Source organism: Massilia sp. UYP34, assembly GCF_056279385.1.
The window spans coordinates 25375-48616 of record NZ_JBWBRF010000006.1; the positions used below are offsets into that span (position 1 = coordinate 25375).

30 protein-coding genes are annotated in these 23242 nt (G+C 68.0%); 4 read left to right on the forward strand and 26 right to left on the reverse strand.

Going from position 1 to position 23242, the window contains the following annotated elements; translation table 11 throughout:
• Positions 1–62: 62 nt before the first annotated feature.
• Genes ACZ9AQ_RS11950 through ACZ9AQ_RS11990 form a run of 9 tightly spaced genes read right to left on the reverse strand, consistent with a single transcriptional unit; the run spans position 63 to position 6401 of the window.
• Entirely contained in the window at positions 63–401 is a 339-nt protein-coding gene (locus tag ACZ9AQ_RS11950; protein ID WP_429206351.1) for a rod-binding protein, read from the reverse strand.
• Positions 401–1522, reverse strand: a complete 1122-nt coding sequence (locus ACZ9AQ_RS11955; RefSeq protein ID WP_429206352.1) for a flagellar basal body P-ring protein FlgI — start codon at positions 1520–1522, stop codon at positions 401–403. Before ACZ9AQ_RS11955 ends, ACZ9AQ_RS11950 begins: the two co-directional genes overlap by 1 nt.
• 7 nt (positions 1523–1529) lie before the next feature.
• On the reverse strand, positions 1530–2183 hold the full coding sequence (flgH, locus tag ACZ9AQ_RS11960) for a flagellar basal body L-ring protein FlgH (RefSeq protein WP_429206353.1): 654 nt from the start codon (positions 2181–2183) through the stop codon (positions 1530–1532).
• Positions 2183–2968, reverse strand: a complete 786-nt coding sequence (flgG, locus tag ACZ9AQ_RS11965; protein ID WP_429206354.1) for a flagellar basal-body rod protein FlgG — start codon at positions 2966–2968, stop codon at positions 2183–2185. The genes flgH and flgG overlap by 1 nt, the downstream gene beginning before the upstream one ends.
• Positions 2969–3005: 37 nt before the next feature.
• Complete coding sequence (locus tag ACZ9AQ_RS11970) at positions 3006–3731, reverse strand: flagellar basal body rod protein FlgF (protein WP_429206355.1); 726 nt, start codon at positions 3729–3731, stop codon at positions 3006–3008.
• A gap of 9 nt (positions 3732–3740) precedes the next feature.
• Positions 3741–4919 (reverse strand): flagellar hook protein FlgE, encoded by a 1179-nt coding sequence (locus tag ACZ9AQ_RS11975; protein ID WP_429206356.1) that lies wholly within the window; start codon positions 4917–4919, stop codon positions 3741–3743.
• A 15-nt stretch (positions 4920–4934) separates the two neighbouring features.
• Positions 4935–5624, reverse strand: a complete 690-nt coding sequence (locus tag ACZ9AQ_RS11980) for a flagellar hook capping FlgD N-terminal domain-containing protein (protein ID WP_429206357.1) — start codon at positions 5622–5624, stop codon at positions 4935–4937.
• A gap of 2 nt (positions 5625–5626) precedes the next feature.
• Complete coding sequence (gene flgC, locus ACZ9AQ_RS11985; protein ID WP_429206358.1) at positions 5627–6031, reverse strand: flagellar basal body rod protein FlgC; 405 nt, start codon at positions 6029–6031, stop codon at positions 5627–5629.
• A gap of 10 nt (positions 6032–6041) precedes the next feature.
• Entirely contained in the window at positions 6042–6401 is a 360-nt protein-coding gene (locus ACZ9AQ_RS11990) for a flagellar basal body protein (protein WP_429206359.1), read from the reverse strand.
• Between the two features lie 149 nt (positions 6402–6550).
• Between ACZ9AQ_RS11990 and flgA the strand changes: the two genes are divergently transcribed.
• A complete protein-coding gene (gene flgA, locus ACZ9AQ_RS11995; protein WP_429206360.1) occupies positions 6551–7177 on the forward strand; it encodes a flagellar basal body P-ring formation chaperone FlgA in 627 nt (208 codons plus the stop codon).
• Between the two features lie 4 nt (positions 7178–7181).
• Here the strand turns inward: flgA and flgJ are convergent, their stop codons facing one another.
• The 17 genes from flgJ to fliE are packed head-to-tail and all read right to left on the reverse strand — an operon-like array spanning position 7182 to position 20838.
• Positions 7182–7940, reverse strand: coding sequence for a flagellar assembly peptidoglycan hydrolase FlgJ (flgJ, locus tag ACZ9AQ_RS12000; RefSeq protein ID WP_429206361.1), 759 nt, complete (start codon positions 7938–7940; stop codon positions 7182–7184).
• Positions 7927–8355, reverse strand: a complete 429-nt coding sequence (gene flgN, locus ACZ9AQ_RS12005) for a flagellar export chaperone FlgN (protein WP_429206362.1) — start codon at positions 8353–8355, stop codon at positions 7927–7929. Before flgN ends, flgJ begins: the two co-directional genes overlap by 14 nt.
• Positions 8355–8642, reverse strand: a complete 288-nt coding sequence (gene flgM / locus ACZ9AQ_RS12010) for a flagellar biosynthesis anti-sigma factor FlgM (RefSeq protein ID WP_429206363.1) — start codon at positions 8640–8642, stop codon at positions 8355–8357. The genes flgN and flgM overlap by 1 nt, the downstream gene beginning before the upstream one ends.
• Positions 8643–8671: 29 nt before the next feature.
• Entirely contained in the window at positions 8672–9619 is a 948-nt protein-coding gene (locus tag ACZ9AQ_RS12015; protein ID WP_429206364.1) for a flagellar motor protein MotB, read from the reverse strand.
• Positions 9620–9622: 3 nt separating this feature from the next.
• Positions 9623–10534, reverse strand: a complete 912-nt coding sequence (motA, locus tag ACZ9AQ_RS12020; protein WP_429206365.1) for a flagellar motor stator protein MotA — start codon at positions 10532–10534, stop codon at positions 9623–9625.
• A gap of 35 nt (positions 10535–10569) precedes the next feature.
• Positions 10570–11307: a FliA/WhiG family RNA polymerase sigma factor gene (locus tag ACZ9AQ_RS12025; protein ID WP_429206366.1), complete on the reverse strand. Its 738-nt coding sequence runs from the start codon at positions 11305–11307 to the stop codon at positions 10570–10572.
• Between the two features lie 30 nt (positions 11308–11337).
• Positions 11338–11787, reverse strand: a complete 450-nt coding sequence (locus ACZ9AQ_RS12030; RefSeq protein WP_429206367.1) for a flagellar basal body-associated FliL family protein — start codon at positions 11785–11787, stop codon at positions 11338–11340.
• 7 nt (positions 11788–11794) lie between these two features.
• Positions 11795–13171 (reverse strand): flagellar hook-length control protein FliK, encoded by a 1377-nt coding sequence (locus ACZ9AQ_RS12035; RefSeq protein ID WP_429206368.1) that lies wholly within the window; start codon positions 13169–13171, stop codon positions 11795–11797.
• Between the two features lie 11 nt (positions 13172–13182).
• Positions 13183–13497 carry a hypothetical protein gene (locus tag ACZ9AQ_RS12040; RefSeq protein WP_429206369.1) on the reverse strand — a complete coding sequence of 105 codons (315 nt, stop codon included), beginning with the start codon at positions 13495–13497 and terminating at the stop codon, positions 13183–13185.
• A complete protein-coding gene (gene fliS / locus ACZ9AQ_RS12045) occupies positions 13490–13879 on the reverse strand; it encodes a flagellar export chaperone FliS (RefSeq protein ID WP_429206370.1) in 390 nt (129 codons plus the stop codon). Before fliS ends, ACZ9AQ_RS12040 begins: the two co-directional genes overlap by 8 nt.
• 16 nt (positions 13880–13895) lie before the next feature.
• Positions 13896–15293 carry a flagellar filament capping protein FliD gene (fliD, locus tag ACZ9AQ_RS12050; protein ID WP_429206371.1) on the reverse strand — a complete coding sequence of 466 codons (1398 nt, stop codon included), beginning with the start codon at positions 15291–15293 and terminating at the stop codon, positions 13896–13898.
• 32 nt (positions 15294–15325) lie between these two features.
• Positions 15326–15787, reverse strand: a complete 462-nt coding sequence (locus ACZ9AQ_RS12055) for a flagellar export protein FliJ (protein ID WP_429206372.1) — start codon at positions 15785–15787, stop codon at positions 15326–15328.
• On the reverse strand, positions 15784–17100 hold the full coding sequence (gene fliI / locus ACZ9AQ_RS12060) for a flagellar protein export ATPase FliI (protein WP_429206373.1): 1317 nt from the start codon (positions 17098–17100) through the stop codon (positions 15784–15786). Before fliI ends, ACZ9AQ_RS12055 begins: the two co-directional genes overlap by 4 nt.
• On the reverse strand, positions 17097–17771 hold the full coding sequence (fliH, locus tag ACZ9AQ_RS12065) for a flagellar assembly protein FliH (protein ID WP_429206374.1): 675 nt from the start codon (positions 17769–17771) through the stop codon (positions 17097–17099). The genes fliI and fliH overlap by 4 nt, the downstream gene beginning before the upstream one ends.
• Positions 17768–18793: a FliG C-terminal domain-containing protein gene (locus ACZ9AQ_RS12070; RefSeq protein WP_429206375.1), complete on the reverse strand. Its 1026-nt coding sequence runs from the start codon at positions 18791–18793 to the stop codon at positions 17768–17770. The genes fliH and ACZ9AQ_RS12070 overlap by 4 nt, the downstream gene beginning before the upstream one ends.
• Positions 18777–20477 (reverse strand): flagellar basal-body MS-ring/collar protein FliF, encoded by a 1701-nt coding sequence (gene fliF, locus ACZ9AQ_RS12075; protein WP_429206376.1) that lies wholly within the window; start codon positions 20475–20477, stop codon positions 18777–18779. The genes ACZ9AQ_RS12070 and fliF overlap by 17 nt, the downstream gene beginning before the upstream one ends.
• 19 nt (positions 20478–20496) lie before the next feature.
• Positions 20497–20838 carry a flagellar hook-basal body complex protein FliE gene (gene fliE / locus ACZ9AQ_RS12080; protein ID WP_429206377.1) on the reverse strand — a complete coding sequence of 114 codons (342 nt, stop codon included), beginning with the start codon at positions 20836–20838 and terminating at the stop codon, positions 20497–20499.
• 331 nt (positions 20839–21169) lie between these two features.
• Between fliE and ACZ9AQ_RS12085 the strand changes: the two genes are divergently transcribed.
• From ACZ9AQ_RS12085 to fliP, 3 genes are read left to right on the forward strand one after another with little or no spacing between them, the layout of a single operon-like run.
• Positions 21170–22105: a FliM/FliN family flagellar motor switch protein gene (locus ACZ9AQ_RS12085; RefSeq protein WP_429206378.1), complete on the forward strand. Its 936-nt coding sequence runs from the start codon at positions 21170–21172 to the stop codon at positions 22103–22105.
• Positions 22106–22110: 5 nt separating this feature from the next.
• Positions 22111–22461: a FliM/FliN family flagellar motor switch protein gene (locus tag ACZ9AQ_RS12090; RefSeq protein ID WP_429206379.1), complete on the forward strand. Its 351-nt coding sequence runs from the start codon at positions 22111–22113 to the stop codon at positions 22459–22461.
• The gene (fliP, locus tag ACZ9AQ_RS12095; protein WP_429206380.1) at positions 22458–23234 is read left to right on the forward strand and encodes a flagellar type III secretion system pore protein FliP; all 777 of its coding nucleotides are present in this window, start codon (positions 22458–22460) and stop codon (positions 23232–23234) included. The genes ACZ9AQ_RS12090 and fliP overlap by 4 nt, the downstream gene beginning before the upstream one ends.
• Positions 23235–23242 lie beyond the last annotated feature (8 nt).

The following is a 23242-nucleotide window of genomic DNA, read 5'->3' on the forward strand; positions in this document are numbered from 1 at the left end:
CCAATTATTGCCGTTTATTAAGTGGTCGATGAATCGGATGTGCCCGGCAGGCCGGGCAGGCCTCAGCGCTTGCCGGTGGTGGCGCCCGGCACCAGCTGGCGCAGGATGGCGTCGGCGATGCCGAAGGCGCGCTGGCCGGCCATATTCCCGGCCAGCAAGTCGTCGGCCATGTCCTGCATGTCCTGGTTGACGCGGTTATTGAACACGCTGTCCTCGGCCGCCATCGCGCGGGTCGAGGAACGCATCGTGCGCAGCATGTGACTCACGAAGAAGCGTTCGAACTCGACCGCGGCCTGGGTGGCTTTCGCCAGGTAGGCCGGGTCGGGCTGGTCCGCGGCCGGCGCGACCGGGGCGTCAGCGTTCGCGCTCGGGCTGGCGTTGCGAAGATCGTCGATACGCATCAGATCACCACCAGTTCGCCTTCGATCGCGCCGGCCTGGTCGAGGGCCTGCAGGATCGCCATGATGTCGTCGGGCGAGGCGCCCAGGCTGTTCACGGTGTCGATGATGGTCTGCAGGCGCGCGCCGGGCGGCCAGCGGAACATCTGGCCTGAACCCTGGTCGACCGACAGCTTCGATTCCGGCGTCACCGCGGTCTGGCCGCGCGCGAACGGGCCCGGCTGGCTGACGCGCGAACTCTCCGAGATGATCACCTTGAGCGAGCCGTGGGTCACGGCGGCCGCCTTCACGCGCAGGCCGTCGGCGATGACGACGGTGCCGGTGCGCGAGTTGAACACGACTTTCGGCACTTCGATGCCGGCTTCCACGCTCATCGCGCTCAGGGCGGCCACAAAAGCGACGCGCGCGGTCGGGTTCTCGGGGGCGATGACTTCGACGCTGGTGCCGTCCAGGGTGGTGGCGATCGGGCCGTAGCGCTTGTTGATCGCGTTGACCACGTTGGTGGCGGTCTCGAAATGCGGCTGGCGCAGGCGCAGCATCACCTGCGGGCGGGTCGCGAAGTCGGTCGCGATCTCGCGCTCGATCATGGCGCCGTTCGGCACCCGGCCGGCGGTCGGGGTGTTGACGGTGACCGAGGAACCGCTGCGGCCGGTGGCGTTCAGGCCGCCGACCACCACATTGCCCTGGGCCAGGGCGTAGATTTCGTTGTCGGCCGCGCGCAGCTGGGTCAGCAGCAGGGTGCCGCCGCGCAGGCTCTTGGCGTCGCCCAGCGAGGAAACGGTGACGTCGATGCTCTGGCCGCGGCGGTAGCCGGGCGGGAAGGTGGCCGAGACCATGACGGCCGCCACGTTCTTGTTCTTGGCGTCCTCGCCTTCCGGCAGGCGCACGCCGAACTGCTTGAGCATGTTGATGACCGACTGGCTGGCGAACCTGACCTGGGTCGAGTCGCCCGAGCCGTTCAGGCCGACCACCAGGCCATAGCCGACCAGCGGGTTCTCGCGCACGCCTTCGACGCTGACCAGGTTGCGCAGGGCTTGCGCGGCCTGGGCGGGCAGGATGGCGCATCCGAGGACGGCGGCGACCATCAGGGGAGCGAGCTGGGAAATCTTTTGGCGCAGGTTCATATCGTCCTCAGAACGGCATCAGGGAGCTGTTGAAGAACCGCGTCAGCCAGCCCGGCTGGTTGGCGTCGGCCAGCGCGCCGCGCGCCGAGTAGGCGATGCGGGCATTGGCCACGCGCAGCGAGGACACACGGTTGTCTGCGTCGACGTCGGCCGCGCGCACGAAGCCCTTCAGGCGCACGAATTCCTCGCCCTGGTTCAGCATCAGGTTCTTTTCTCCGGCCACCCGCAACAGGCCGTTGGGCAGCACTTCCTGCACGATCACGGTCAGCGAGCCGGACAGCGCATTCTGCTGGGTGCTGGTGGCGTCGCCCTGGAAATCGCGGTCGGCCGTGATGTCGACCGCCACCTTGTCGTAGACCTTGCCCAGCGCGGCCAGCGGCGAGATGCCGATCGACGAGCCCTTCGAGATGCTGGTGCCGGCGCGCTTGCTGGCCTGGGTCGTCTCTTGCAGGATCACGGTGACGGCGTCGCCCACGCGGTAGGCGCGGCTGTCCGAGGTCAGCGAGACGGTGTCGGCGGTGAACACGCCGCCCGAGACGCCGCCGCGCGCCATGCGCTGCAGCGGCATGTGGTCGTCGTCGTCTTCGCGCATGGCGACCTGCGCCGGCGTGGCGCAGCCGGCCAGCACGACGATGCCGAGAACGGCGGCCAGGGCTTTCATCAGCGCGCCGCCTGCGACAGGTATTGCAGCATATTGTCGGCCGCCGACAGCACCTTGGTGTTCATTTCGTAGGTGCGCTGGGCGGCGATCATGTCGACCATCTCTTCGACCACCTGCACGTTCGAGCCTTCCAGCATGCCTTGTTTCAGGCTGCCGAAGGCGGCGTCGCCCGGACGGCCTTCGTTCGGCGCGCCGCTGGCGGCGGTTTCCTGGAACAGGTTGTCGCCCAGGGCCAGCAGGCCCGTGGGGTTGATGAAGGCGGTCAGGTTGATCTGGCCGATTTCCTGCGGATCGGGCTGGTTGGCGAAGCTCACCGAGACCACGCCGTTTTCGCCGATGGTGACGCGGGTGGCGTTCTGCGGAATCGTGATCTGCGGGACGATGGCCAGGCCCTGGGCATTGGTCAGCGTGCCGTTCGGGTCGACCTTGAGCTGGCCGGCGCGGGTGAAGGCCGGTTCGCCGTTCGGACGCAGCACCTGCAGGAAGCCGGCGCCCGAGATGGCGACGTCCAGCGGCTGGCTGGTGGTCTGCAGGCTGCCATTGGTGAAGGCTTTCTGGGTGCCGACCACGCGCACGCCGTTGCCGAGCTGGACGCCGCCGTTGACGGTGTTGTCGGCGTTCTGGGCGCCCGGCTGGGCGTCGACCTGGTAGAACAGGTCTTCGAACACGACGCGGTCGCGCTTGAAGCCGACGGTGTTGACGTTGGCCAGGTTGTTGGCGATGGCTTGCAGCTTGGCGTCTTGTGCCTGCACGCCGGTCTTGCTGATCCACATTGCTGGATTCATGGTTGCTCCCTGTTTGGTTGTGGCGTCGCGCTGTGCGCTATGCGCCGATGAGGCGGTTGCCCGACTCGTTCATGCTGTCGCTGGCCTTGAACATCTTCATCTGCAGTTCGAAGCTGCGGTTCAGGCTCATCACGGCCACCATCTCTTCCACTGCCGAGACGTTGCTGCCCTCGAGGGCGCGGCCGCGCACGGTCACGTTCTGGTCGGCCGCGAGCGGCGCGCCGTCGCGCGTGACGATCAGGCCGGCCTCGTTCTTGGCCAGCTGGGCGCCGTCGGCGCTTACCAGCCGCAGGCGGTCGATGATCTGGGTGATGGTGCCGCCTTCGGGCATCACCGAGATGGTGCCGTCGACCGCGATGTCGACCGCGGTGTGCGGCGGCAGCACGATCGCTCCGCCTTCGCCCAGCAGCGGGCGGCCATTGACCGACAGCGCGCCGTTGGCATCGATGTCGATCGCGCCGGCGCGGGTATAGGCTTCGCCGTTGTCGTATTCGACCGCCAGGTAGCCGTTGCCGTTGACGGCGACGTCCAGCGCGCGGCCGGTGTCGCGCACCGCGCCGTTGCGGGTCGAGACGGCATCGGCCACGCTGCGCGACAGGTGCACGTCGTCGTAGCCGTAGCCGGCCAGGGCCTGGCTCGATGCCAGTTCGATGTTCGCGCGAAAGCCCGGGGTGTCGGCATTGGCCAGGTTGTTGGCGCGCACCTGCTGTGCTTGCAGGGTACGCTGGGCGCCGCTGACGGCAGTGAAGATGAACTTGTCCATGGTCCGTGCTTACAGTGCCTGCATCAGCGACTGCATCATCTGGTTCTCGGCGGTGATCACCTTCGAGTTGGCCTGGTAGTTGCGCTGCGAAGTCATCAGGCCGACCAGTTCCGAGGTGATGTCGACGTTCGAGCCTTCGAGCGAGCCCTTGGACAGCTTGCCGGCCAGGCCGGAGCCCGGGGTGCTGTACAGCGGCGCGCCGGAACTGGCGTTGGCGACCCAGGTGGTGTCGCTGGACGGGGCCAGGCTGCCTTCGTCCGCGAAGGTGGCGATCGCCACGGTGCCCACGACCTGCTGCTGTTCGTTGCTGTACTTGGCGACGACCGAGCCGTCCTCGGCCAGTTCCACGCCGACGAAGGTGCCCGAAGCGTAGCCGTTCGCGCGGTTGGTGGTGGTGGTGGCTTCGCCGGCGAACTTGGTGGTGGCGGTGTAGTCGATGTTGATCGCCAGCGGGGCCGCGCCTGGCGCCGGGACGGCAATGGCCGGGCCGGTGACGCCGGCGGTGATCTGGCCATTGACGTCGAAAGTCAGCGTATGCGCGGCGCCCGTCGCGCCGCCGTTGACGCTGTAGTACACGTCCACGTCCGTCGGAGTGGTCTTGACGAAGTATTGCGACACGGTGTGCTGGTTGCCGAGCGAGTCGTAGACCACCGATTGCTTGACCATGTTGTAGGTATTGGCGTCGGTCATGTCGAACGCCAGGGCCGGCGTCTGCCAGTCGGCCGACATATTGCCGGTATAGGCGACTCGGGTGCTGGCCACCGCCGGGATCTGGCCGGTCGGGATCGCGATGTCGCCCATGGTGCCCATGATGCCGTTCACGGTGGCGCCATAGCCCTGCACGCGGTTGCCGGTGGCGTCGACCAGGTAACCGTCGACATTGGTGTTGAAGATGCCGACGCGCGAATACGAGACCACACCCTGGGCGTCGCGGCTGGCGAAGAATCCGCGGCCGAGGATGGCGGCGTCGAGGCCGCGGCCGGTGGTCTGCAGGCTACCGTTCTGGCCGATGTTCTGGGTCAGCGAGCCCACCTGCACGCCGTTGGCCATGTCGCCCGCGTACACCGACGCGAAATTGGCGCGGCTGCTCTTGAAGCCATAGGTGCCGGCGTTGGCGATATTGTTCGACAGGGTGTTCAGCTGTTCGTTGATGGCCTGGATGCCCGACAGGGCGATATTGAAGCTCATGGGGGAATCCTTTGTTTAGTTGGTCAACGCCAGGTCGGCGGAGGTGTTCTTGCCGTTGAAACCGGTGATCCAGCCTGGCTCGACTTCGCCAATGCCGGCCACCTGCATCAGGATGCCGCCGGTCGAGTCGAGGCGCACGCTGTTCAGGCGGCCGTTGATCTCGATCGCCGGCTTGGTGCCGTCCGACGCTTCGGCGGCGATGCTGTACTTGCCGGCCGGCAGGCCAAGCTTGGCCGGGTCGAGCGTGAATGCCTGGCCGCCGATGCCGTGCGGCGGCAGTTCAATGCGGGTCTGCCTGCCGGCAACGTCAGTCAGGACCACGTGGGTGAGGGTGCTGGCGCCTTCCAGGCGCACACTGCCGGTGACCGGCGCATCGCCCAGTTCCATGCGGCCGGTCTGGACCGAGACCTGGCTGCCGACCTGGCCGCCCATCGCCAGCACCTGCAGGCTCTGCAGCATGGCGGCGCTGGCGGCGGTGGTCTGGGTCATCTTTTCCAGCGCCTCGGTCTGCGACAGCTGCGACAGCTGGTTCACGAAGGTGGCCGGATCGGACGGCGCCAGCGGATCCTGGTTGCGGATCTGCGCCACCAGCAGCTTGGTGAACATGTCCTTGTTCTCGCTCACCGGCGCGCTGACCGGGCTGTTGCCGGTACCGGTGCTGGCGTAATTGCTGCTGAAACCGAAGTTATTGTTGGTCGTGACCATGATCAGCTTTCTCCCATGCGGATCAGGGACTGCTGCATCGACTTGATGCGGCCCATGACTTCGACGTTCGTTTCGAAGGCGCGCGACGCGGCCATCATGTCGGCCATCTCGGCCACTTCATTGACGTTGGCATAAAACACCATGCCATCGGCGTCGGCCAGCGGATTGTCCGGCTCGTGCAGACGGCGCAGCGGCTCGCTCGACTGCACCACGTCCAGCACCTGCACTTTGGCCACGCCTTCGCCGTCGAGCACGGCGGAAAACACGGGCTTCCTTGCGCGGTAGGCTTCGGCCTCGGTGGTAGCCACGGCATTCGCGTTGGCCAGGTTGCTGGCAATCGTGTTCATGCGCACGGTCTGGGCCGCCATGGCCGAGCCGGCGATCAGGGAAATATCTTTGAAACCCATTCAGCGCTCCTTATTGGCCGGAAATGGCTTTGTTCAGGCCGCGCAGCTTCATGTTGATGAAGGTCAGGCTGGTCTGGAAATCGGAAGCGTTCTGCGAGAACGCTGCCTGCTCTACGCCGATCTCGACGGTATTGCCGTCGGCGCTTGGGTGGTAGGGCACACGAAACAACGGGCCATCCTCGGACAGGGTAGGCAGGCCGTCGTCGGCATCCATCCGGCCCTGCATCACGCTGGCGAAGTCGATGTCGCGCGCCGTATAGCCGGGCGTGCTTTCGTTGGCGATGTTTGCGGCCAGCACGCGAGTGCGCTCGGCGCGCAGTTGGAGCGCGTCAGCGCTGACGCCGAGGGCTTCCTTGAAATTAATCGACATGGCGATTCTCCGGTGAACTGCAGTGAACTTGGTTAGAATGGATCTTTCTGCCTGACCCGTATTGTCCAATGATTGCTTTCCGCACGGCAACAATAAGTATTGTAACCTGTCTGTTGTGCACCACAGCGTGGTCGGCGCAAACTCTTTCCGTGCAAATAGAACAAGTCGCGCGCGAGCAGCTCGAGAAGGTCGCCGCGGCCAGCGGCCTGGGCGATCCCGAGTTCGACCTGGACGTCGCCAGCAGTCGTCCGGCGCCCGCCTGCAAGGGGCCCGTGAGCGTCGAAGCGCTCGACACGCGCCAGCCGGCGCGCATGCGCTTCGTGGCGCGCTGCCCGGACGGACAAGGCTGGCGCCATGATTTCGTGGTGCGCGCGCGCATGTCGGCGCTGGTGGCGGTCACCGCGACGCCGGTGGCCGCCAACCAGACATTGGGCGAATCCGACGTCACCTTCGAGCGGCGCGACGTCACCAACCTGCGCGATCCGGTCGGCGTGCCCGAGGAGGCGGTCGGCCGGTCGAGCCGGCGCAGCCTGCGCGCGGGCGAGGTCCTGCGCGCCAGCCAGCTGGTGGCGCCGATCGCGGTCAAGCGCGGCGACGCCGTGGTCATGACCGCGCGCCAGGACGGCATCGAGGTCAGCATGGCGGGCGAGGCGCTCGACGCCGGCGCGCGCGGCGCCGTGGTGCGGGTCAAGAACAGCGCCAGCGGCCAGGTGGTGCGCATGCGCGTGCTGGGCGCCGGCGCCGTGCAGCCGATCGACCTGCCGCTGGGCGAATAGACCGTCATTCCCTGTTTCCTTGCAGGCGGCCCGCGATGCGGGCCAGCTTGGCGGCGTAGCCCGGATCGGTCGCGTAACCGCCGCGCGCCAGTCCCTGGGCGAAGGCCTGCGCGTCGTTGCCGGTGTTCAGGGCGGCGCGGTAGCGCGGATTATCGGTCAATACGCGCGCATAATCCTGGAAGGCGCTGGCCGCGTCCGGATAGGCGCGGAAACGCTCGCGCGTCTTGAGCGCGGCGCCGTTCACGTATTCGGTGGTGGTGGACACGCCGGCGGCGCCTTCCCAACTGGCGCCGGCCTTGATTCCGAACAGGTTGTGGCTGCTCGCGCCGTCGGCGGTGCGCAGCGGACGCTGGCCCCAGCCCGATTCGAGGGCGGCGTGGGCCTGCACCAGTTCCGGCGCCACGCCGAGTTGTCTGGCGGCCTGGCGCGCCCAGGGGGCGATGCTGTCCAGGAATGCCTGCTGCTCGGGCGTGTCGGCGGCCGCGCCGCCGCTGACGGCGGCGGCATCGTCGCTGCGCTCTTCCTCGCCCATGATCACGCCTTGCGCGCGCAGGCGCACCGTGGCTCCTTCGGCGCTCAGGCCGCCGGCGGCGCCGCCATCCGGGTCGCCGTGCTGGATGTAGGCGTTCACCTCGCCCTGCAGTTCGCTGAACAGGCGGCCGAAGCTGGCTTCGCCGCCGCCGCCGATGGCCGCGGTCGGACGGGTCGAAGCGGTCGCCGCCGTGGCCGCGGTCGGCGCGATGGACAGATCAGCGTGGCGCATACAGGGTGTCCTCGCCGTGCAGCACGCGCTGCATGACGGAATATTGCTCGGCCAGCAGCTGGCCGTTGCGGGTGGTCGCTTCCTTGCAGGTGCGCACGATGGCTTCCAGCCCGGCCCAGGCGGCTTCGAACGTGGCACGCGCGGGCTGGGCCAGGCTGGCGACGTATTGTTCCATCGCGGCTTGCGGGCCGAGCAGGGCGCGCACCAGCTGCAGGCGCTGCTGGCGGCGGCCCTCCATGGCCTCGAGCAGCGGCGCCAGGTCTTCGGCCAGCGCGGTCAGTTCAACGCTGCGGTGGCGCACGGCGGCCTCGAACTGCCGTTCCAGCAAGGCGTGGATGGCGGTTGCTTCGTGCAGGTCGCGCTGGACGCCTTCGAGCAGCAGCGCATTGGCCTGGGTGCGGGTAAGTGTGGTCATCAGCGTCCCCCGTGGAATTTCTGGATCAGTCCGGCCAGGCGGCCCGGATCGAACGGCAGCTCGCCGCGCGCCAGTGCGTCGCGCAGCTCGGCCACGCGGGCGGCGTCGAAGTCGGGCATGGCGCGCAGCGCTTCGGCCGCGGGTTTGAGCACTTCGGACTGTAAGGCGGCGGCCGGCGCGGCCGATGAATCGGGCTGGAACTGCGCGACCTGGACCGGCGCGGCCACAGTCTGGGCGCTACTGGCGACGCTGGCCACGGCGCCGTTGGATGAGCCGGTGATTTTCATGCGGTTACCTCGGGATTTCGGTTGGATCGTCATGGCGTTTTCGGCAATTGGCCGCGCAATTCTTCGAGCGCCGTCGCGTCCGGCAGGGTGACGGTGGCGCCGCTGCCCAGCGCCACGCCGTTGCTGCCGGGGGCGCCGAACATGTTCGACACCGCGCGCGACTGGGCGCTGGTCAGGATCAGGAGTTCGATGCGGCGGTTCATGCCGCCCAGCGGGTCTTCCGGATGCAGCGGACCGCGGTCGGCCATGCCGACCACCTGCAGAATGGTGGAGGTCTGCATGCCGCCGGCGAGCAGCTGCGCGCGCGCGGACAGCGCGCGGTCGGTCGACAAGGCCCAGTTCGAATAGCCGCCCTTGTCGGCGCTGGCGTAGCGGCTCGAATCGGTATGGCCGACGATCAGCATCTGGTTGCGCATCTGGGCGAACAGCGGCCCCATCTTCTGCAGCAGGCGCGCGAAGCGGCCGGTGGGCAGCGCGCTGCCGCGCATGAACATGCCCTGCTTGTCGGTGTCGTGCAGCATCACGCGCAAGCCGTAGGGCGTGACGACGGTGGCCAGGTTCGCGCCCAGGCCGGCGTTCACCGACAGCTCGGTCAGGGCCTTCGACAGGGCGGCCAGGTCGGCCGGGGTTTCATAGGCGGTGCGCGGCGCGCTCGGGCTGCCCGGCTGGCTGGTGCCGGCATTGCCGGTGCGCGGGACTTCGAAGCGTTCGATCAGGCTGCCGCTCGGCTCGGTGGCGATGGCCGGCTTCTGGCCCTGGCCTTCGAGCATGCCGGCATTGGTGGCGTCGCTGACGATCGCCTTCAGGTTCTGCTGCTCGCGCGCCGCGATCAGCCACAGCACCAGGAATAGCGCCATCAGGGCCAGGCAGAAGTCGGCGAACGCCACTTTCCAGGCGCCGCCGTGCTCGTCGTGCTGGTGCTTGCCGCCGCCGCGCTTGACGATGGTCGATTCGTGCTTGTCGTTCGTTTTCGACACGTGTTACCCCGCCATGCGGTCGCTGCCGCGGCGCCGCTTGTTCTGCGATTCGTCTTCGCCGCCCATGGCGTTGATCCACTGTTCGAGCTGGGCGAAGCTGGGTTTGGTGTTCAGCTGGATCAGGCGGCGCCCGGCGTCGATCGCCAGCAGGGCTGGCTTGCCGGCCACGTGGGTGCACAGCACCACCTTGACGGTCTCCATGGTCGAGGCATCCGAATTGACGGTCTGCTTCATCAGGTTGGCCAGCGGTTCCAGCACGCCGTAGCAGAAGAAGATGCCGATGAAGGTGCCGACCATGGCCGCGCCCACTTTCTCGGCGATCTCGCCCGAATCGGCGCCGCCCGAGACCGAGAACATGGCCATCACGATGCCCAGCACCGCGGCCAGGATGCCGAACCCCGGCATCGCCTCGGCGATCTTTTGCAGCGATTTCGACGGCTGGGTCAGCTCTTCATGGATGGCTTCCAGTTCCTGCTCCAGCACGCCTTCCAGCTCGTGGGCGTTGATTTTGCCCATGGCCATCAGGCGGAAGTTGTCGACGATGAAGGCCAGCAGCTTCGGCTCTTCCAGGATCAGCGGATAGCGCTGGAACAGCGGGCTTTCGGCGGGCGCCTCGACGTGCGCATCCAGGGCCTTCAGGCCGCCGGCGGCGGTCTGCAGCAGCTCGTACATCAGGAGCAGCAGCTGGCGCTGGAATTCGGAATCGTGCTTCTTGCGCGCCGCGACCTTCTTGAGCTGGTGGCCCATCTCGGCCAGCACGTGCCTCGGATTGCCCAGCACCAGGGCGCCGAAGGCGGCGCCGCCGATGATCAGGATCTCGATCGGATGGAAGATTGCGGAGAATGTGCCTCCCATCATCGTGAAACCGCCGAAGACGGCGCCGAGCACGATGGCGATACCGAGTAGTTGCTGCATGACGTAGGGCCTTTCTGGCGTTTCTGTTATTCGGTTCAGTCGCGCTGGAGCGCGGCCTTCATCTTGGCCAGCGCACTCTTGTTGAGCTGGCAGACGCGGGCGTCGGACAGGTCGAGCACGGCGGCGATTTCCTTGTAGCTCAGTTCGAACTCGTAGATCATCTGGATCACGCGCTGCTCCTTTTCGTTGAGGGCGGTCAGCACCTGTTCCAGGCTGCGCCGCACCATGAACTGTTCTTCCGGGCCGGGCGTATGGTGGGCTTCGGCGACCGCGTCCTGCAGCACTTCGTCAAAGCTCAGCATTTCCTCGGCGCTGTCGTCGAGCAAATATTGCTGATACTCCTCGGCGGAAAGGCCCAGGGCCTGCGCCGCCTCCTTTTCGTTCGGCTCGCGGCCCAGGTTTCGGGTCAGCGCGCGCAGGGCGTCGCGCTGGCGGTGGCTGTCCTGGCGCACGGCGCGCGGGCGCCAGTCCTGGCGCCGCAGCTCGTCGAGGATGGCGCCGCGCACGCGCAGCGCCGCATAGCTCGAAAAGCCGGTGTCGGGCTGGCCGTAGCGGCGCAGCGCTTCGAGCAGGCCCATCAGGCCGATCTGTTCCATGTCCTCGCGCCCGACCGCGCCCGACACCTGGCTGCCGAGCTGGCGCGCGATGCGCTTGACCAGCGGCGCGTAGGCCAGCAGGTGGCGGCCTTCGTCCTGCGCGCTCATGGCGGCGGCTTGCGCCTCGCCATATTCGGCGCAGGCGCCGCCGGCGGCGACGTCGAGGTAATCGGTCATATAGGCCACGTGGTCACCCAAAATGGTGCATCACTCGATGATCAGCTTGCCGACCATGACTTCGGAAAACGGCTTGATGTGGTTTTCCTTTTCATAGTTGGCGTTGAAAACCTTGTTCAGCTCGGCCGCATACTGGTCCACCGTCATGCTTGATGCTTCTGCCATGGTGCGCGCCGACAGCGCCGAGACGGCGATCGAGCGCAGCAGCGGCAGCTGGTCCTTGGCTTCCTTTTCTTCGGCCGGGGTGGTGGCCAGCACCAGGTCGACCGACAGGTAGTGCGCGGCCTGCTCGTTCGGCGCGCGGCGCAGCATGACGATCACCTTGTCCAGCGTGACGTACTTGGTCGGCTTCTTTTCCGGGGCCGGCTTGGCCATGGCGCCCGCGGCGGGCGCCGGGGTCATGTACCACATGGCGCCGCCCGCGGCGGCGGCGGCGGCCACGGCGACCCCGGCAAAGGCGATGATCAGTTTTGCTTTCATGGTCTTCTTAGTCGCGGTTATTCATCGAAAACAAGGAACCGGCATCGCCGGCGTCGTTCAGGGCGAGGCCCGGCGCGCGCTGGCGCTGTTCTTCCTCGCTCTGCTGGCGGCCGCGGCCCTGGGCATCGGCGCCGGGCTGGCCGGACGGCTGGTTGCCGGCCTGGGCGGTCGATTGCGCGCGCGGGATCTCGCTGACGCTGACCGAGACGTTGCTGTACTGGCGGCCGGCCAGGTCGTTGCGCAGGCTGTCGCTGACCGTGTTCAGCTGGCGCAGCACTTCGCCGTTGGAGGCGGCGATGGACACTTCCAGGTTGCCGCCGCTGTGACGTACCGAGATGTCGATCCGGCCCAGCATCGGCGGCTCGAGGCGGATCGTGGCCTGCTGCGCGCCGCGGCCGAGCTGCAGCTGGAGACGCTCGCCCAGCGCTTCCTGCAGGGTCTGGCGCCAGGCGGTCGGCGGGCCGGCGAGGACGACGCTGTCGGCGCCGCGCGCCGCGGCCGGCTGGGCGCCGGCGCCGGCGATGCCGGCGCTGGTGGCGCTGGTGGCCGTGGGCGCGGTGTCGGCGCCGTCGGCCGGCGCGGCGTCACGGGCGGCGGCCGACGGCGCGGCCGGCGCGGCCGTGGCCGGGGTAGGGGTGGCCGGCAGCGACTGCGCCACGGCGGCGTCGCCGCGTGGTGCGGCGGGAGGAGCAGCCTGCAGTGCCGGGAGCGGGAGCGGGACCGGGCCGTCGACCGCGCTGCGGGCCTGCGGCGCCGCGGCATCGGGCGCCAGCGGCGCAGCCGCCATCGCGGCGGCGGCCGGCGCAGCCGCTATCGCCGCAGCCGCCGGCGCGACAGTCGCCTCCGGCGTCGCGGCGGCGGCCGGGGCGGCCAGCGTGGCTGGAGCAGTTGGAGCGGTTGGAGCGGTTGGAACGGCTGGAGCGACAGGTGCGGCAGGCGCGGCGCCGTCATTGGCGGCGCTGAATCTGGCGCCCGGTTTGGCGCCTGGCATGGCCAGCATCATGGCCGGCAATGCGGCCGGGACAACCTGCGGCGTCATCGCGGCCAGCGCGGCGTCGAGCGGCAAGGCGGCGTCGGCGTCGTCCGGCTGTGCGGCGGCTGGATCGCGCGGCGAGGCGTCAGGCGCGGCGGCGTCGGCCGTGGCGGCGTCGGGCGGCAGCGTCGCGGCGGGTGGCAGCGTCGCGTCGGCCAGCGACGGCGCGCCATCGACGGTGATCCATTGCTGGAACGGCATCACCTGGGCCGACAGCTGGGAAGGCAACGCGCCCGGCAGCGCGCCCTCGCCGGGCATCGCGGCCGGGGCCGATCCGAGCGGCGCGCCGTTCGCGGCGACCTTGCCGGCGCTGGCGCCGACGGCGTTCATGGCATTCATCGCGCTGTTCATGGAGAAATTCATTATTGGGTGCTACCTGCTTCGAGTTCGCCCGCGAGGGCATAGGCTATCCAGCCTTCCTTGTTGTCGCGCATCTCGCCCAGCTGCGCTTGCAGCTGCGTGGTGGCGGCGGCGGCCGCGCTGGCGGCGCCATCGTGGGCCGCGCGCAGGCCGGCCAGGGCGGCGCGTTCGCGCTCGTTCCAGGCGCCGCGCTCGGCCAGCGTTTGCACCTGCGGCCCCAGCTCGCGCACGGCCAGCTCCAGCAGGCTCCAGTCGGCGCGCGTAGCGGCATCGTTCAGGCGCCCGGCCAGGCCGTCGATGGCGGCGGTCCTATCCATTGCGTTCCTGTACACCTTTCCAGCCCTGGCGGATGGTGGTCAGCACCCCGATCACATCATCGACCATGGTGGGGTCGAGCTTGATCCCGGCGCCGTGCAGGCGGGCGGCGCAGAATTCATAGATATTGGCCAGGTTGGCCACGGTCTCGCCGCCGCCGTCGAAGTCGAGCGAGCTCGACAGACCATTGATGATCTCGATGCATTTGTCGATGCTGATCGCCTTGGCTTCGTAACGGCGCGCGACGATATGGGCGCGGGCGCGCGCCAGCTCGTCGAGCAGGCCGTCGGTCAGCAGCAGGACCAGCTCCACCGGCGAGGCGCGCGAGGTCTGCGCGTCCAGGTTGACGGCGTGGTAGCTGCCGTAGGCTTCCTGATAGGACATGATGTCTGGCTTTCGTTTAGTCTTTGCTGTTGCCGAACAGGGCGTCGAACAGCGACACGTTATGGTTCATGACGCCCTGCATGGCTTGCAGTTGCGTGAACTGGCGCAGGTAGCGGTCGTAGGCCGACTTGTGCTGCATGTCGAGCGTGGCCTGGCGATCGGTCATCCGGGCTTGCTTGATGCCGTTCTGGTCGCGGCGCAGCTTGATCTGCCCGTCGACGCCGTTGCTCCAGGTCTTCACGTACTTGTCGAGCTCACCGGCGATGCCGGTCGGGGCGCTGATCGAGGCCGAACCGATCACGGCATCCAGGCCGTTCGGATTGCGCGCCAGCTGGGCCAGAAGGCGATCGGTGTTCACTTCGAGGGTGCCGCTGCGGGTGGCGATGATGCCGTAGGTGGCCAGCGATTCGCCGGTGCCCGGACGCAGCAGGGCCGCCAGTCGATCGCTCAGCGCGCGCACGCCGCTGTCGCGGGCAAAGGCGCCGTCGTCGGCCGCGGTGGCAGGGTCGTTGCCGGCGGTTAACTTGGTCAGGGTACCCTTGAGCTTGTTGAAGGCATCGACGAAAGCCTGGACATTGGCGATGGTGCCCTTGTCGTCCGGCGCCACGGTCAAGCTGACCGCCGCGTCGCCGCTGGCCTGGGCCTTGGTGAAGGTCATCTTGACGCCATCGATGGCGGTGAAGATGTTGCTGGCCTGGATAATCGGGGTCCCGCCTTCGGCGCCGACATGGATTTCGGCATCGGACGCCGCGACCACCGTGCGCAGGTTGGCGGCGTCGAACTTGTCGGCGAGCGTGCCGGCGGTGAGCGTGCCTTGCAGGTTGGAGGCATCGACCGTGATCTTCGAAGCCAGGCCGGTGTCCTTGGCCGTGAGCACCAGCTCCGAGGTGCCGTTGCCGGTATTGACCACCGAGGCCATCACCTTGCCGGCGTTGCCCTGGGCGCTGTTGATCGCGGTCGCCAGTTCGCGTGGGGTCAGATCGCGGGGTGTGGCGCCCAGGTCGACCTCGAAGGACGTCCCGCTGGCGCCGCCCATTTCAATGGTCAGCTTGCCGCTGACATTGGTGGCGTTGCCCAAGCCGGCATACGACACCTGGCTGGCGGCGGCCAGTTGCTTGACGAAGAAGGAATAGGTGCCGGCCGCGGCGGTGGCGGTGGCGGTGGCGCTGCCGATGGTGGTGTCGCCGAAGGTTGCCGACTGCGCATACACAGTCTTGTTCAGGCCGGTAAGCGCGGCCAGGCTGGTCTGGAACGAGGTCAGCGCCGAACCCAGGTCGGACAGGCCTTTTTCGGCGGCATTGGCGGCCGCCTTCTGCGCGTTCAGGATGGACTGGCGCGACGCGATGTACTTGTCGGCCAGATCGTTCGCGGTCGGAATCGGATCGTAGGATGGTGCCGTGATTGCAGTTGCCATGAATTGCTCCTTGGTTTATTCGTATGGGTCGTTCATGCTGCGGCCAGGCCGCCCGTTTTTCCAGCCATCCACGATTGCGTGGCGACGTCGTCTTCGCGCTTTCTGGTGGCGCGCTCTTGTTCGATTGCCAGCGCATCCTGCTCGCGCACCAGCACCTTGCCCAGCAGCTCGCGCCGCACCCAGGCGTCCTTCAGGCGGCCCTGCGCCACCGCCATGTTCGCTTCGTGCAGCGACAGGTCGACGCGATGGCTGTCGGCCAGCGCCAGCACGCCCTGCTTGTAGGCGCCGCAGTTCAGCGCCAGCGCCGGGTTGAGCGCCAGCCTGGCGCCGGACGCGCCGCTGCCTTCGGCCAGCCGCGCCAGGCGCTCCAGGTTGACCTGGTAGCGCGCCCGGGTCGCTTCCTGGCTGGCCAGATCGGCCTGCAGGCGGTCGACCTGGGTCGAGCGCAGCTGCACCAGGGTGTCCAGGCTCCGGATCGTCTGTTCGCGCTTCATGCCATCATCTCCTTCAGGGCGGCGACGCAGCCATCCATCGGCGCTTCCTCGCGCGTGCCCTGGCACAGGAAGGCTTCGATCCGCGGCTGCAGCTGCACCGCGCGGTCGGTTTCCGGATCGGCGCCCGGCACATAGGCCCCGAGCGGAATCAGGTCGCGCACGCGCGCATGGCGCGCCATCGCGGCTTTCAGCTTGCGCGCGGCCAGCGTGTGCTCCTGCGACACCACCTGGGCCATGCAGCGCGAGATCGACTGGGCGACGTCGATCGCCGGATAGTGGCCGCGCTCGGCCAGTTCGCGGGTCAGCACGATGTGACCGTCGAGGATCGCGCGCGCCGAGTCCACCACCGGATCCTGCTGGTCGTCGCCCTCGGCCAGCACCGTATAGATGGCGCTCATGCTGCCTTGCGGGTGTTCGCCATTGCCGGCCGATTCGACCAGCTGTGGCATGTTCGAAAACACCGAGGGCGGATAGCCGCGCGTGGCCGGCGGCTCGCCGAGCGACAGCGCCACTTCGCGCAGCGCCATCGCATAGCGGGTCAGCGAATCGCACAGCAGCAATACGTTCAGGCCACGGTCGCGGAAGTGGGCGGCGACCGCGTGGCACATCTCGGTCGCCATCACGCGCATCAGCGGACTTTCGTCGGCCGGCGCCACCACCAGTACGGCGCGTTTCAGGCCTTCGGGGCCGAGCGAGCGCTCGACGAATTCGCGCACCTCGCGGTTACGCTCGCCGATCAGGCCGACCACGATCACGTCGGCCACGGTCTGGCGCGTGATCAGGCCCAGCAGCACCGACTTGCCGACCCCGGAGCCGGCCATCAGGCCGACGCGCTGCCCTTTGCCGATGGTGAGCATGGCGTTGATGGCGCGCACGCCGACGTCGAGCGGCTCCTCGACCGGCGCCTTCTTCAGCGGATTGACGCGCGGCGGGGCGGTCGACAGCGGCTGGTCGCCGCCAAGGCGGCCCAGGCCGTCGATCGGCTCGCCCAGGCCGTTGACCATGCGGCCAAGCCAGGAAGGGCCGATCATCAGTTCGCTCTTGTCGGGCGTGGGCAGCACCCGCGCGCCGGTGGACAAGCCGGTCGCCTTCTTGAACGGCATCAGGTACGAAACCTTGTCGCGAAAGCCCACCACCTGGGCGTCGAGCCACTCGCCGTCGACGGTCTCGATGCGGCAGCGCTGGCCGGTGTGCAGGCGGCAGCCGACGGACTCCAGCAGGAGTCCCTGGGCGCCCACCAGGCGCCCGGTCGGCGTCGCCACCGGCACCGCGCCGATGTCGACCGCGCGCAGACTGTCGGCCAGGGCCATCATGCCGTCGGCTCTTCCATCATGAGCTGCTCATGGACCTGCTCCATCACCGCCGCCAGGCGGCCCTGGCAGCCAGCGTCGACCTCGTTGTCGCCCGAGCGCACGCGGCACTCGCCGGGTTCCAGGGCCGGGTCGGGCAGCAGGGTCCAGGTGCGCGCGCGCTTGGGATCGAGTTCCTGCACCCGGCGCAGTTCTTCGGGGTTGAGGAAAACCTCGACCTCGTCGCGCGAAGGCGGCATCACGGACAGCGCTTCTTCCACCAGGGCCAGCAGCTGCACCGGCTGCAGCGCCAGTTCGGCGCGGATCACCTGGCGTGCGATCTTGCCGACCAGTTCGACGACTTCGTTGCGCTGGGCCGCGCGCAGGTCGGCCTTCAGCTGGGTCAGGCCCTGGAGCATGGCCTCGACCGGGCGCGCCAGCTCGTCGAAGCGCGCCAGCGCGACGGCGCGGCCTTCTTCCATCCCGCGCTCGCGGCCTTCGGCCTCGCCGCGCGGATAGCCTTCGGCGCGGCCCTGGTCGAGGCCGGCCTCATAGCCCTCGCGCTGGCCCTGGCGGTAGCCGTCGGCCAGGGCGCCCTGCCATTCTTCCTGCGAGCCCACGCCGCTGGAGCCAGCCGGGCGCGCGGCGCCGAACTGGTGCAGCGGCGGGAAGTGATAGGACCTGAACTGCTTCATTCCGCGGTCGCCTCGGCAAACAGCTGGATGTCGATTTCGCCGGCGTCGGCCAGTTGCTTGACGGTGGCCATGATTTCGCGGCGGGTCTGCTCGATGCGCGACATCGGGACCGGGCCCGAACGGCGCATCAGGTCTTCGAAGCTCTGGGCCTGGCGGCGTGGCATCGCGGCCAGGATGGCGTCGCGCAGCGGCGCCTCGGCGCCCTTGAGCGCGATCGCCCACTGTTCCAGCGGCACGTCGTCGAGCAGGCGGGTGATGACCTGTTCGGTCTGGCGCGACAGGATGAAGAAGTCGTACATCGACATCTCGATCTGCGACACCACTTCCGGATCGTGGGCGCGCAGCAGTTCGACCATGCCGGCGCGGTTGTCCTGCAGGCGGTTGAGGATGTCGGCGACCTGGCGCACGCCTTCCACGCTGGCGCTTTGCGTATCCAGCGCGGCCAGGCAGCGGTGGACCAGCTCTTCGAGTTCGTGCAGCACGTCGCGGTCGATCTCGTCGAGGCGCGCCATGTTCAGCAATACCAGCTCACGGCCCTCGACCGGCAGCGCCTCCAGGATCTGGGAAGCCAGCGCCGGCGGCAGGAAGGCCAGGAACACGGCCTGCATCTGCACGTGCTCGCTCGAGACGAATTCGGCCAGCCAGCGCGGCGACGCGTATTGCAGGCGCGCCATCTTCGGGCGGATCGCATCGCCATAGATCGTGTTGAGCACGCTGTTGGCGATGTCGCTGCCCAGCGCCAGGTCGAGCGAGCGCTTGAGGTAGCTGCGCGAGGCGCCGTGCAGGCCGCTCTGCTGGCGGTAGTCGTCGAAGAAGGACTGGAGCGCCGACTTGACGGCATCGACCTTGATGCCGCTCATGCGCGACATGACCTGGGTCAGTTCCATCAATTCGTCCCGTTCCAGGCAGCGCAGCACGGCCGCAGCCTGCTCCTCGCCGATCGACAGCAGCACGATCGCGGCCTGTTCGACCGGGCTCAGGACGACGGCGTCGTCGTCCTCGTAATTATTCTGGTCGGCCATGTTTTTTCTGTACCCATTGTTTGACGACTTCGGCAACGCGCTCAGGCTCCTTGCCGGCCAGGATCTTCAGGTGATCGACCATGACGTCCACCGCGGAACCGCTCGGCGGCAGGTCGTAGTTCTCGAGCAGCGGGACCACGGCGCCGGGGCTGGCGGCCGTGGCGGCGTCCGGCGCGCCGAGGGCGGCCACGCCGGCCGGCAGCGCGCCGGCAGGCGTAGCAGCGGCGCCGGGGGCGCCCGGCAGGGCCGCGGTGGCCGGCGCCAGCGGCGGCTGCTGCGGCGCCAGGCGCGTGGTGACAGCGCGCAGCAGCGGGCGCGCCAGCAGGAAGTAAGCCAGGATCGCGCCCAGCGCCCACAGGGCGTAGCTGGTCATGTCGACCACGTTGTCGCGCTCCTGCCACCATTCCTGGGCGACCGGCGCGGCCGGGAAGCTCAGGCTCGACACGGCCAGCACGTCGCCGCGCGCGGCGTCGATGCCCAGGCCGCCGGCCAGGATGGTCTTGATGTTGGCCAGCTCGGCCGCGGTCCAGGCCTGACCATTGGCGGCGCTGGCATTGTTCAGCACCACCGCCACCGACAGCTTCTTGAGGCGGCCGCGTTCGCGCTTGATCTGGGTGATCGCGCGGTCGTAGGCGTACTGGCGGGTGGTGGCGTTCTTGCGCGCGCTGCCGTCATCGTCGTTCGCGCCCGGCGCCTCGGTGTCGAGCGCATCGGGGTTGGCCGGCGCCGGCGCGCGGTTCGACAGGGTGCCGGGCACGCCCACCGTCATGCGGTTCTTTTCCATCTCCTCGCGCATCGCTTCGCTGGTGACCTTCGGCGCTTCGCCGTATTTTTCCTGGGTCTCCTGGATGCGGTCGTTGTCGACCGCGGCGGTGACGCTGAGCTTGTAGTTGTTCACGCCCAGGATCGGCGCCAGCAGGTCGTTGACATTGGCGCGCACCTCGTCGGTGTAGCGCTTCGAGGCTGCATCGCCCTGCGTCGCGCCCTCGAAGCCATCCTCCAGGTCGACCCGCGAGGACAGCAGGTTGCCGGCCTGGTCGACCAGCGACACGCGCTGCGGCTGAAGGCCTGGCACGCTGCCCGAGACCAGGTTGACGATCGCCGCCACCTGTTCGTTCGACAGCGCGCGGCCGGGCTTCACCGAGACCATCACCGAGGCCGAGTTGCCATCGGTATTGGCGGTCACGAAGGAGCTGGTCTTGGCGATCGCCAGGTGAACCCGGGCCGAAGCGATGGCGTCCATGGTCAGGATGCTTTGCGCCAGCTCGCCTTCCAGGCCGCGCCGGAAGCGCACGTCCTGCACGAACTGCGACACGCCCAGCGGATCGTTGCGGTCCATCAGTTCCAGGCCGGCCGGCAGCTGGGCGGTCACGCCCTTGGCGGCCAGCAGCATGCGCACCTTGCCCAGCGCCGACGCCGGCACCATCACCTGGCCGCTCTCGGGATGGATGCGATAAGGAATCTGCTCGGCTTCGAGCACGGTCATCATGTCGGCGGCGACGACTTTTTCGCGCGCGCCGAACACCGGCTTGTAGCTGGACTGGTCCTGCCACAGGTACATCATGACGGCGGCGGTGAGCGCCACGGCCAGGCCGAGCATCAGCGGCAGGTTGTTGCGCAGCAGCGGCGGCAGCGAGGGCAGGGCCAGCTTGCCGCCGAAGGCGGACTTGAGAGAGGAAATCACGGGAAGTTTCGCTGAATGGTTAGACCGGGAGCTTGATCAGCTCGTCGACGGCCGTCATGACCTTATTGCGTACTTGCATCAGCATCGAGAACGACAGGCTGGCTTGCTGGCTGGCCAGCATGGCGCCGACCAGGTCGTCGCTCTTGCCGGATTCGACGGCGGCCACGCGCGCGCCCGCCGCCTGGTCCTGGGCATCGACGTTGGCGATGGCCTGCTTCATCGCCTGGGTGAAGGAAAAGGCGTTTCCGGCATCGGCGCCGGGGGCGTCGAAGGGGTTAGCGGGCGCGATCGCCAGGCGGTTCGCGTCGTTGGTCAGTTGTGCCAGGTCGGCCCGGATCAAGCCGGCAAGTTCAGTTGCCATCGTGGTTCCCATGTAAAAGCGTTGTTGTTTGCGAGCGACAAAAATGTGCGATTTTTCGGCTTTTGCCAGCCCGGTGAGTCTTTTAATTCTTAAACATCGGTCAACGAACGAACGTTTGTTTTTACTGTTTGTTTCGTGTTCTGGAACCCATTCTCTCCTCTGAGAAGCCGGGAAGCGGGGCCGGTTGTTGCGATGCGACAGTACGATATTACCGTACGGCAAGTTGGAAATCAAAGAAGAATGTCAAAGCTTCTGCGGAAGACTTCCCTGTATAATTGTTGCCGTGGAGAATGAAAAGCTGCTATCGAAACGTAACACTTAGTCAACAAACATGTCGATAAATCAACCAGATCGTGCACGCGATTTCCAGGTGCTCGACCCCTGCCTGCTGGGGCGGCCGGTGCATCTGTTGCCGGCCTTCGCGGCGCGCCTGGCCGAGGCGCTCGCCGCTGCGATGGTTTCTCCGGGAGGACGCCGCTATTGGGGCGCCTTCCGTCTCGAGAGCCTCGCCTTCGAGCGCGCCCCCGATGACCGCGCGCTGCGCTGGCTGGGCTTGAACGGTCCGTATGGCGTGTCCGCCGTCGCTTTCGAACGCAGCCTGCTGCTGGACCTGCTCGAAGGCCGCTATGCGCGCCGCACGCAGGGCGCGCCGCAGGGGGCGACTGCCGCGCCACAGCGCGACCCCGGTCTCGAGCGTGTGACCGCCACCGAGGAGCGCCTGGCCGCGACCCTGGCCCAGCAGGTGGCGCGGCTGCTCGACGAGCAAGTGGCGCACGGGCTGGCCGCGGCCGGCGCCGCCGCGCCTGCGGCCGCGCCGCAGCCGGCCAGGGCCGGCGCCTCGATCGTGCCGGCCGGCGCGCCAAGCAAGGCCGGCTGGGTGATCCGCGCCGTGCTGCGCGCCCAGTACGGCCGGCGCGACACCGACGACCCCGGCCTGGCGGCGCCGGAAGGCCGCCTGTGGATCGGTCTCGACCACGCCCTGATGGCCCACGTGCTGCAGGGCCTGATGGCCGACCGCAACGGCATGCGCGGCGCGCCGCGCATGGCGCGCGAGACGCTGGCGTCGCACCTCCAGGTCAAGCTCGAAGGCCGCCTGGTGAGCAAGGAAGTGACCCTCGCCACACTGTTCGGCCTGAAGGTCGGCGACGTGATCCCGGTCTCGGTCGGCCGCGCCGACGTCCTGCTCGACGATTCCCGCCTGTTCACGGCCGCGGTGGCCGAGCACAAGGGCAAGCTGTGTTTAACCTCATTTGAAGACGCCGAATAATGGACATGAACCTCAACGAGCAACTGGCTGGCGACGTGATCATCGATGATCTGGACGCCGCCGACGGCGCGGCCCCCACGGCCGGCCGCGATGCCGGACGCCGGCTGCCGCAGATGATGCGGCGCATCCCGGTGACCCTGACCCTCGAGGTCGGCTCTGTCCGCGTCTCGCTGCAGGAACTGATGGAGATCCAGCCGTCGTCGGTGCTGCCGCTCGATTCGCTGGCCGGCGAGCCGCTGGTGATCAAGGTCAACGGCACCCCGATCGGGCGCGCCGAGGTGGTGGTCGCGGGCGAGCAGTACGGCCTGAAGGTGATCGACCTGGACGGCCTGAACCTGGACATGCTCGCGCCATGACGGGTGTCACCCGCAGTGCGCCGATGGGCGCGCTGCTGTTCGGCGCGCTGCTGGGCGGCCTGCTGTTGTCGTCCCCGGCGCTGGCCCAGAACCAGGACCTGCTGGCCGGCGTCATCCCGGGCGCCGATGCGACCAGCTCCGGCATGACCGTCAAGTCGCAGATCCTGGTCATCATGACCCTGCTCGGGCTGCTGCCCGTGATGATCATGATGACGACCTGCTTCACCCGCTTCGTGATCGTGCTGTCGCTGCTGCGCCAGGCTCTCGGCCTGCAGCAGGGACTGCCCACCCGGATCATCACCGGCATCGCCCTGATCCTGACCATCCTGGTGATGCGTCCGGTCGGCGAGCAGGTGTGGAAAGAGGCGTTCCTGCCCTACGACCAGGACAAGATCGGCCTGGAACAGGCGCTGCGGATCGCCGAAGTGCCCCTGTCGCGCTTCATGCTGGCCCAGACCAGCAAGACCTCGCTGGCGCAGGTCGCGCGCCTGGCGGGCGAACCGGCATATGCGCAGCCGCAGCAGCACAGCTTCCCGGTCAAGCTGGCCGCCTTCGTGCTGTCCGAACTGAAGACCGCGTTCCAGATCGGAGCCATGCTGTTCATTCCGTTCCTGATCATCGACCTGGTGGTGGCCTCGGTGCTGATGGCGATGGGCATGATGATGCTGTCGCCGCTGGTGATCTCGCTGCCGTTCAAGCTGCTGCTGTTCGTGCTGGTCGACGGCTGGACGCTGACGGTGAGCACGCTGGTGGGCAGCATCCACGGCTACTAGCCGGCCAT

Bases quoted from the DNA above. Each gene is read 5' to 3' on its own strand.
- ACZ9AQ_RS11950 (WP_429206351.1), bottom strand. From the start codon at position 401: ATGCGTATCGACGATCTTCGCAACGCCAGCCCGAGCGCGAACGCTGAC.
- ACZ9AQ_RS11955 (WP_429206352.1), bottom strand. From the start codon at position 1,522: ATGAACCTGCGCCAAAAGATTTCCCAGCTCGCTCCCCTGATGGTCGCC.
- flgH (WP_429206353.1), bottom strand. From the start codon at position 2,183: ATGAAAGCCCTGGCCGCCGTTCTCGGCATCGTCGTGCTGGCCGGCTGC.
- flgG (WP_429206354.1), bottom strand. From the start codon at position 2,968: ATGAATCCAGCAATGTGGATCAGCAAGACCGGCGTGCAGGCACAAGAC.
- ACZ9AQ_RS11970 (WP_429206355.1), bottom strand. From the start codon at position 3,731: ATGGACAAGTTCATCTTCACTGCCGTCAGCGGCGCCCAGCGTACCCTG.
- ACZ9AQ_RS11975 (WP_429206356.1), bottom strand. From the start codon at position 4,919: ATGAGCTTCAATATCGCCCTGTCGGGCATCCAGGCCATCAACGAACAG.
- ACZ9AQ_RS11980 (WP_429206357.1), bottom strand. From the start codon at position 5,624: ATGGTCACGACCAACAATAACTTCGGTTTCAGCAGCAATTACGCCAGC.
- flgC (WP_429206358.1), bottom strand. From the start codon at position 6,031: ATGGGTTTCAAAGATATTTCCCTGATCGCCGGCTCGGCCATGGCGGCC.
- ACZ9AQ_RS11990 (WP_429206359.1), bottom strand. From the start codon at position 6,401: ATGTCGATTAATTTCAAGGAAGCCCTCGGCGTCAGCGCTGACGCGCTC.
- flgJ (WP_429206361.1), bottom strand. From the start codon at position 7,940: ATGCGCCACGCTGATCTGTCCATCGCGCCGACCGCGGCCACGGCGGCG.
- flgN (WP_429206362.1), bottom strand. From the start codon at position 8,355: ATGACCACACTTACCCGCACCCAGGCCAATGCGCTGCTGCTCGAAGGC.
- flgM (WP_429206363.1), bottom strand. From the start codon at position 8,642: ATGAAAATCACCGGCTCATCCAACGGCGCCGTGGCCAGCGTCGCCAGT.
- motA (WP_429206365.1), bottom strand. From the start codon at position 10,534: ATGCAGCAACTACTCGGTATCGCCATCGTGCTCGGCGCCGTCTTCGGC.
- ACZ9AQ_RS12025 (WP_429206366.1), bottom strand. From the start codon at position 11,307: ATGACCGATTACCTCGACGTCGCCGCCGGCGGCGCCTGCGCCGAATAT.
- ACZ9AQ_RS12030 (WP_429206367.1), bottom strand. From the start codon at position 11,787: ATGAAAGCAAAACTGATCATCGCCTTTGCCGGGGTCGCCGTGGCCGCC.
- ACZ9AQ_RS12035 (WP_429206368.1), bottom strand. From the start codon at position 13,171: ATGAACAGCGCGATGAATGCCATGAACGCCGTCGGCGCCAGCGCCGGC.
- ACZ9AQ_RS12040 (WP_429206369.1), bottom strand. From the start codon at position 13,497: ATGGATAGGACCGCCGCCATCGACGGCCTGGCCGGGCGCCTGAACGAT.
- fliS (WP_429206370.1), bottom strand. From the start codon at position 13,879: ATGTCCTATCAGGAAGCCTACGGCAGCTACCACGCCGTCAACCTGGAC.
- fliD (WP_429206371.1), bottom strand. From the start codon at position 15,293: ATGGCAACTGCAATCACGGCACCATCCTACGATCCGATTCCGACCGCG.
- ACZ9AQ_RS12055 (WP_429206372.1), bottom strand. From the start codon at position 15,787: ATGAAGCGCGAACAGACGATCCGGAGCCTGGACACCCTGGTGCAGCTG.
- fliI (WP_429206373.1), bottom strand. From the start codon at position 17,100: ATGATGGCCCTGGCCGACAGTCTGCGCGCGGTCGACATCGGCGCGGTG.
- fliH (WP_429206374.1), bottom strand. From the start codon at position 17,771: ATGAAGCAGTTCAGGTCCTATCACTTCCCGCCGCTGCACCAGTTCGGC.
- ACZ9AQ_RS12070 (WP_429206375.1), bottom strand. From the start codon at position 18,793: ATGGCCGACCAGAATAATTACGAGGACGACGACGCCGTCGTCCTGAGC.
- fliE (WP_429206377.1), bottom strand. From the start codon at position 20,838: ATGGCAACTGAACTTGCCGGCTTGATCCGGGCCGACCTGGCACAACTG.
- ACZ9AQ_RS12085 (WP_429206378.1), top strand. From the start codon at position 21,170: ATGTCGATAAATCAACCAGATCGTGCACGCGATTTCCAGGTGCTCGAC.
- ACZ9AQ_RS12090 (WP_429206379.1), top strand. From the start codon at position 22,111: ATGAACCTCAACGAGCAACTGGCTGGCGACGTGATCATCGATGATCTG.
- fliP (WP_429206380.1), top strand. From the start codon at position 22,458: ATGACGGGTGTCACCCGCAGTGCGCCGATGGGCGCGCTGCTGTTCGGC.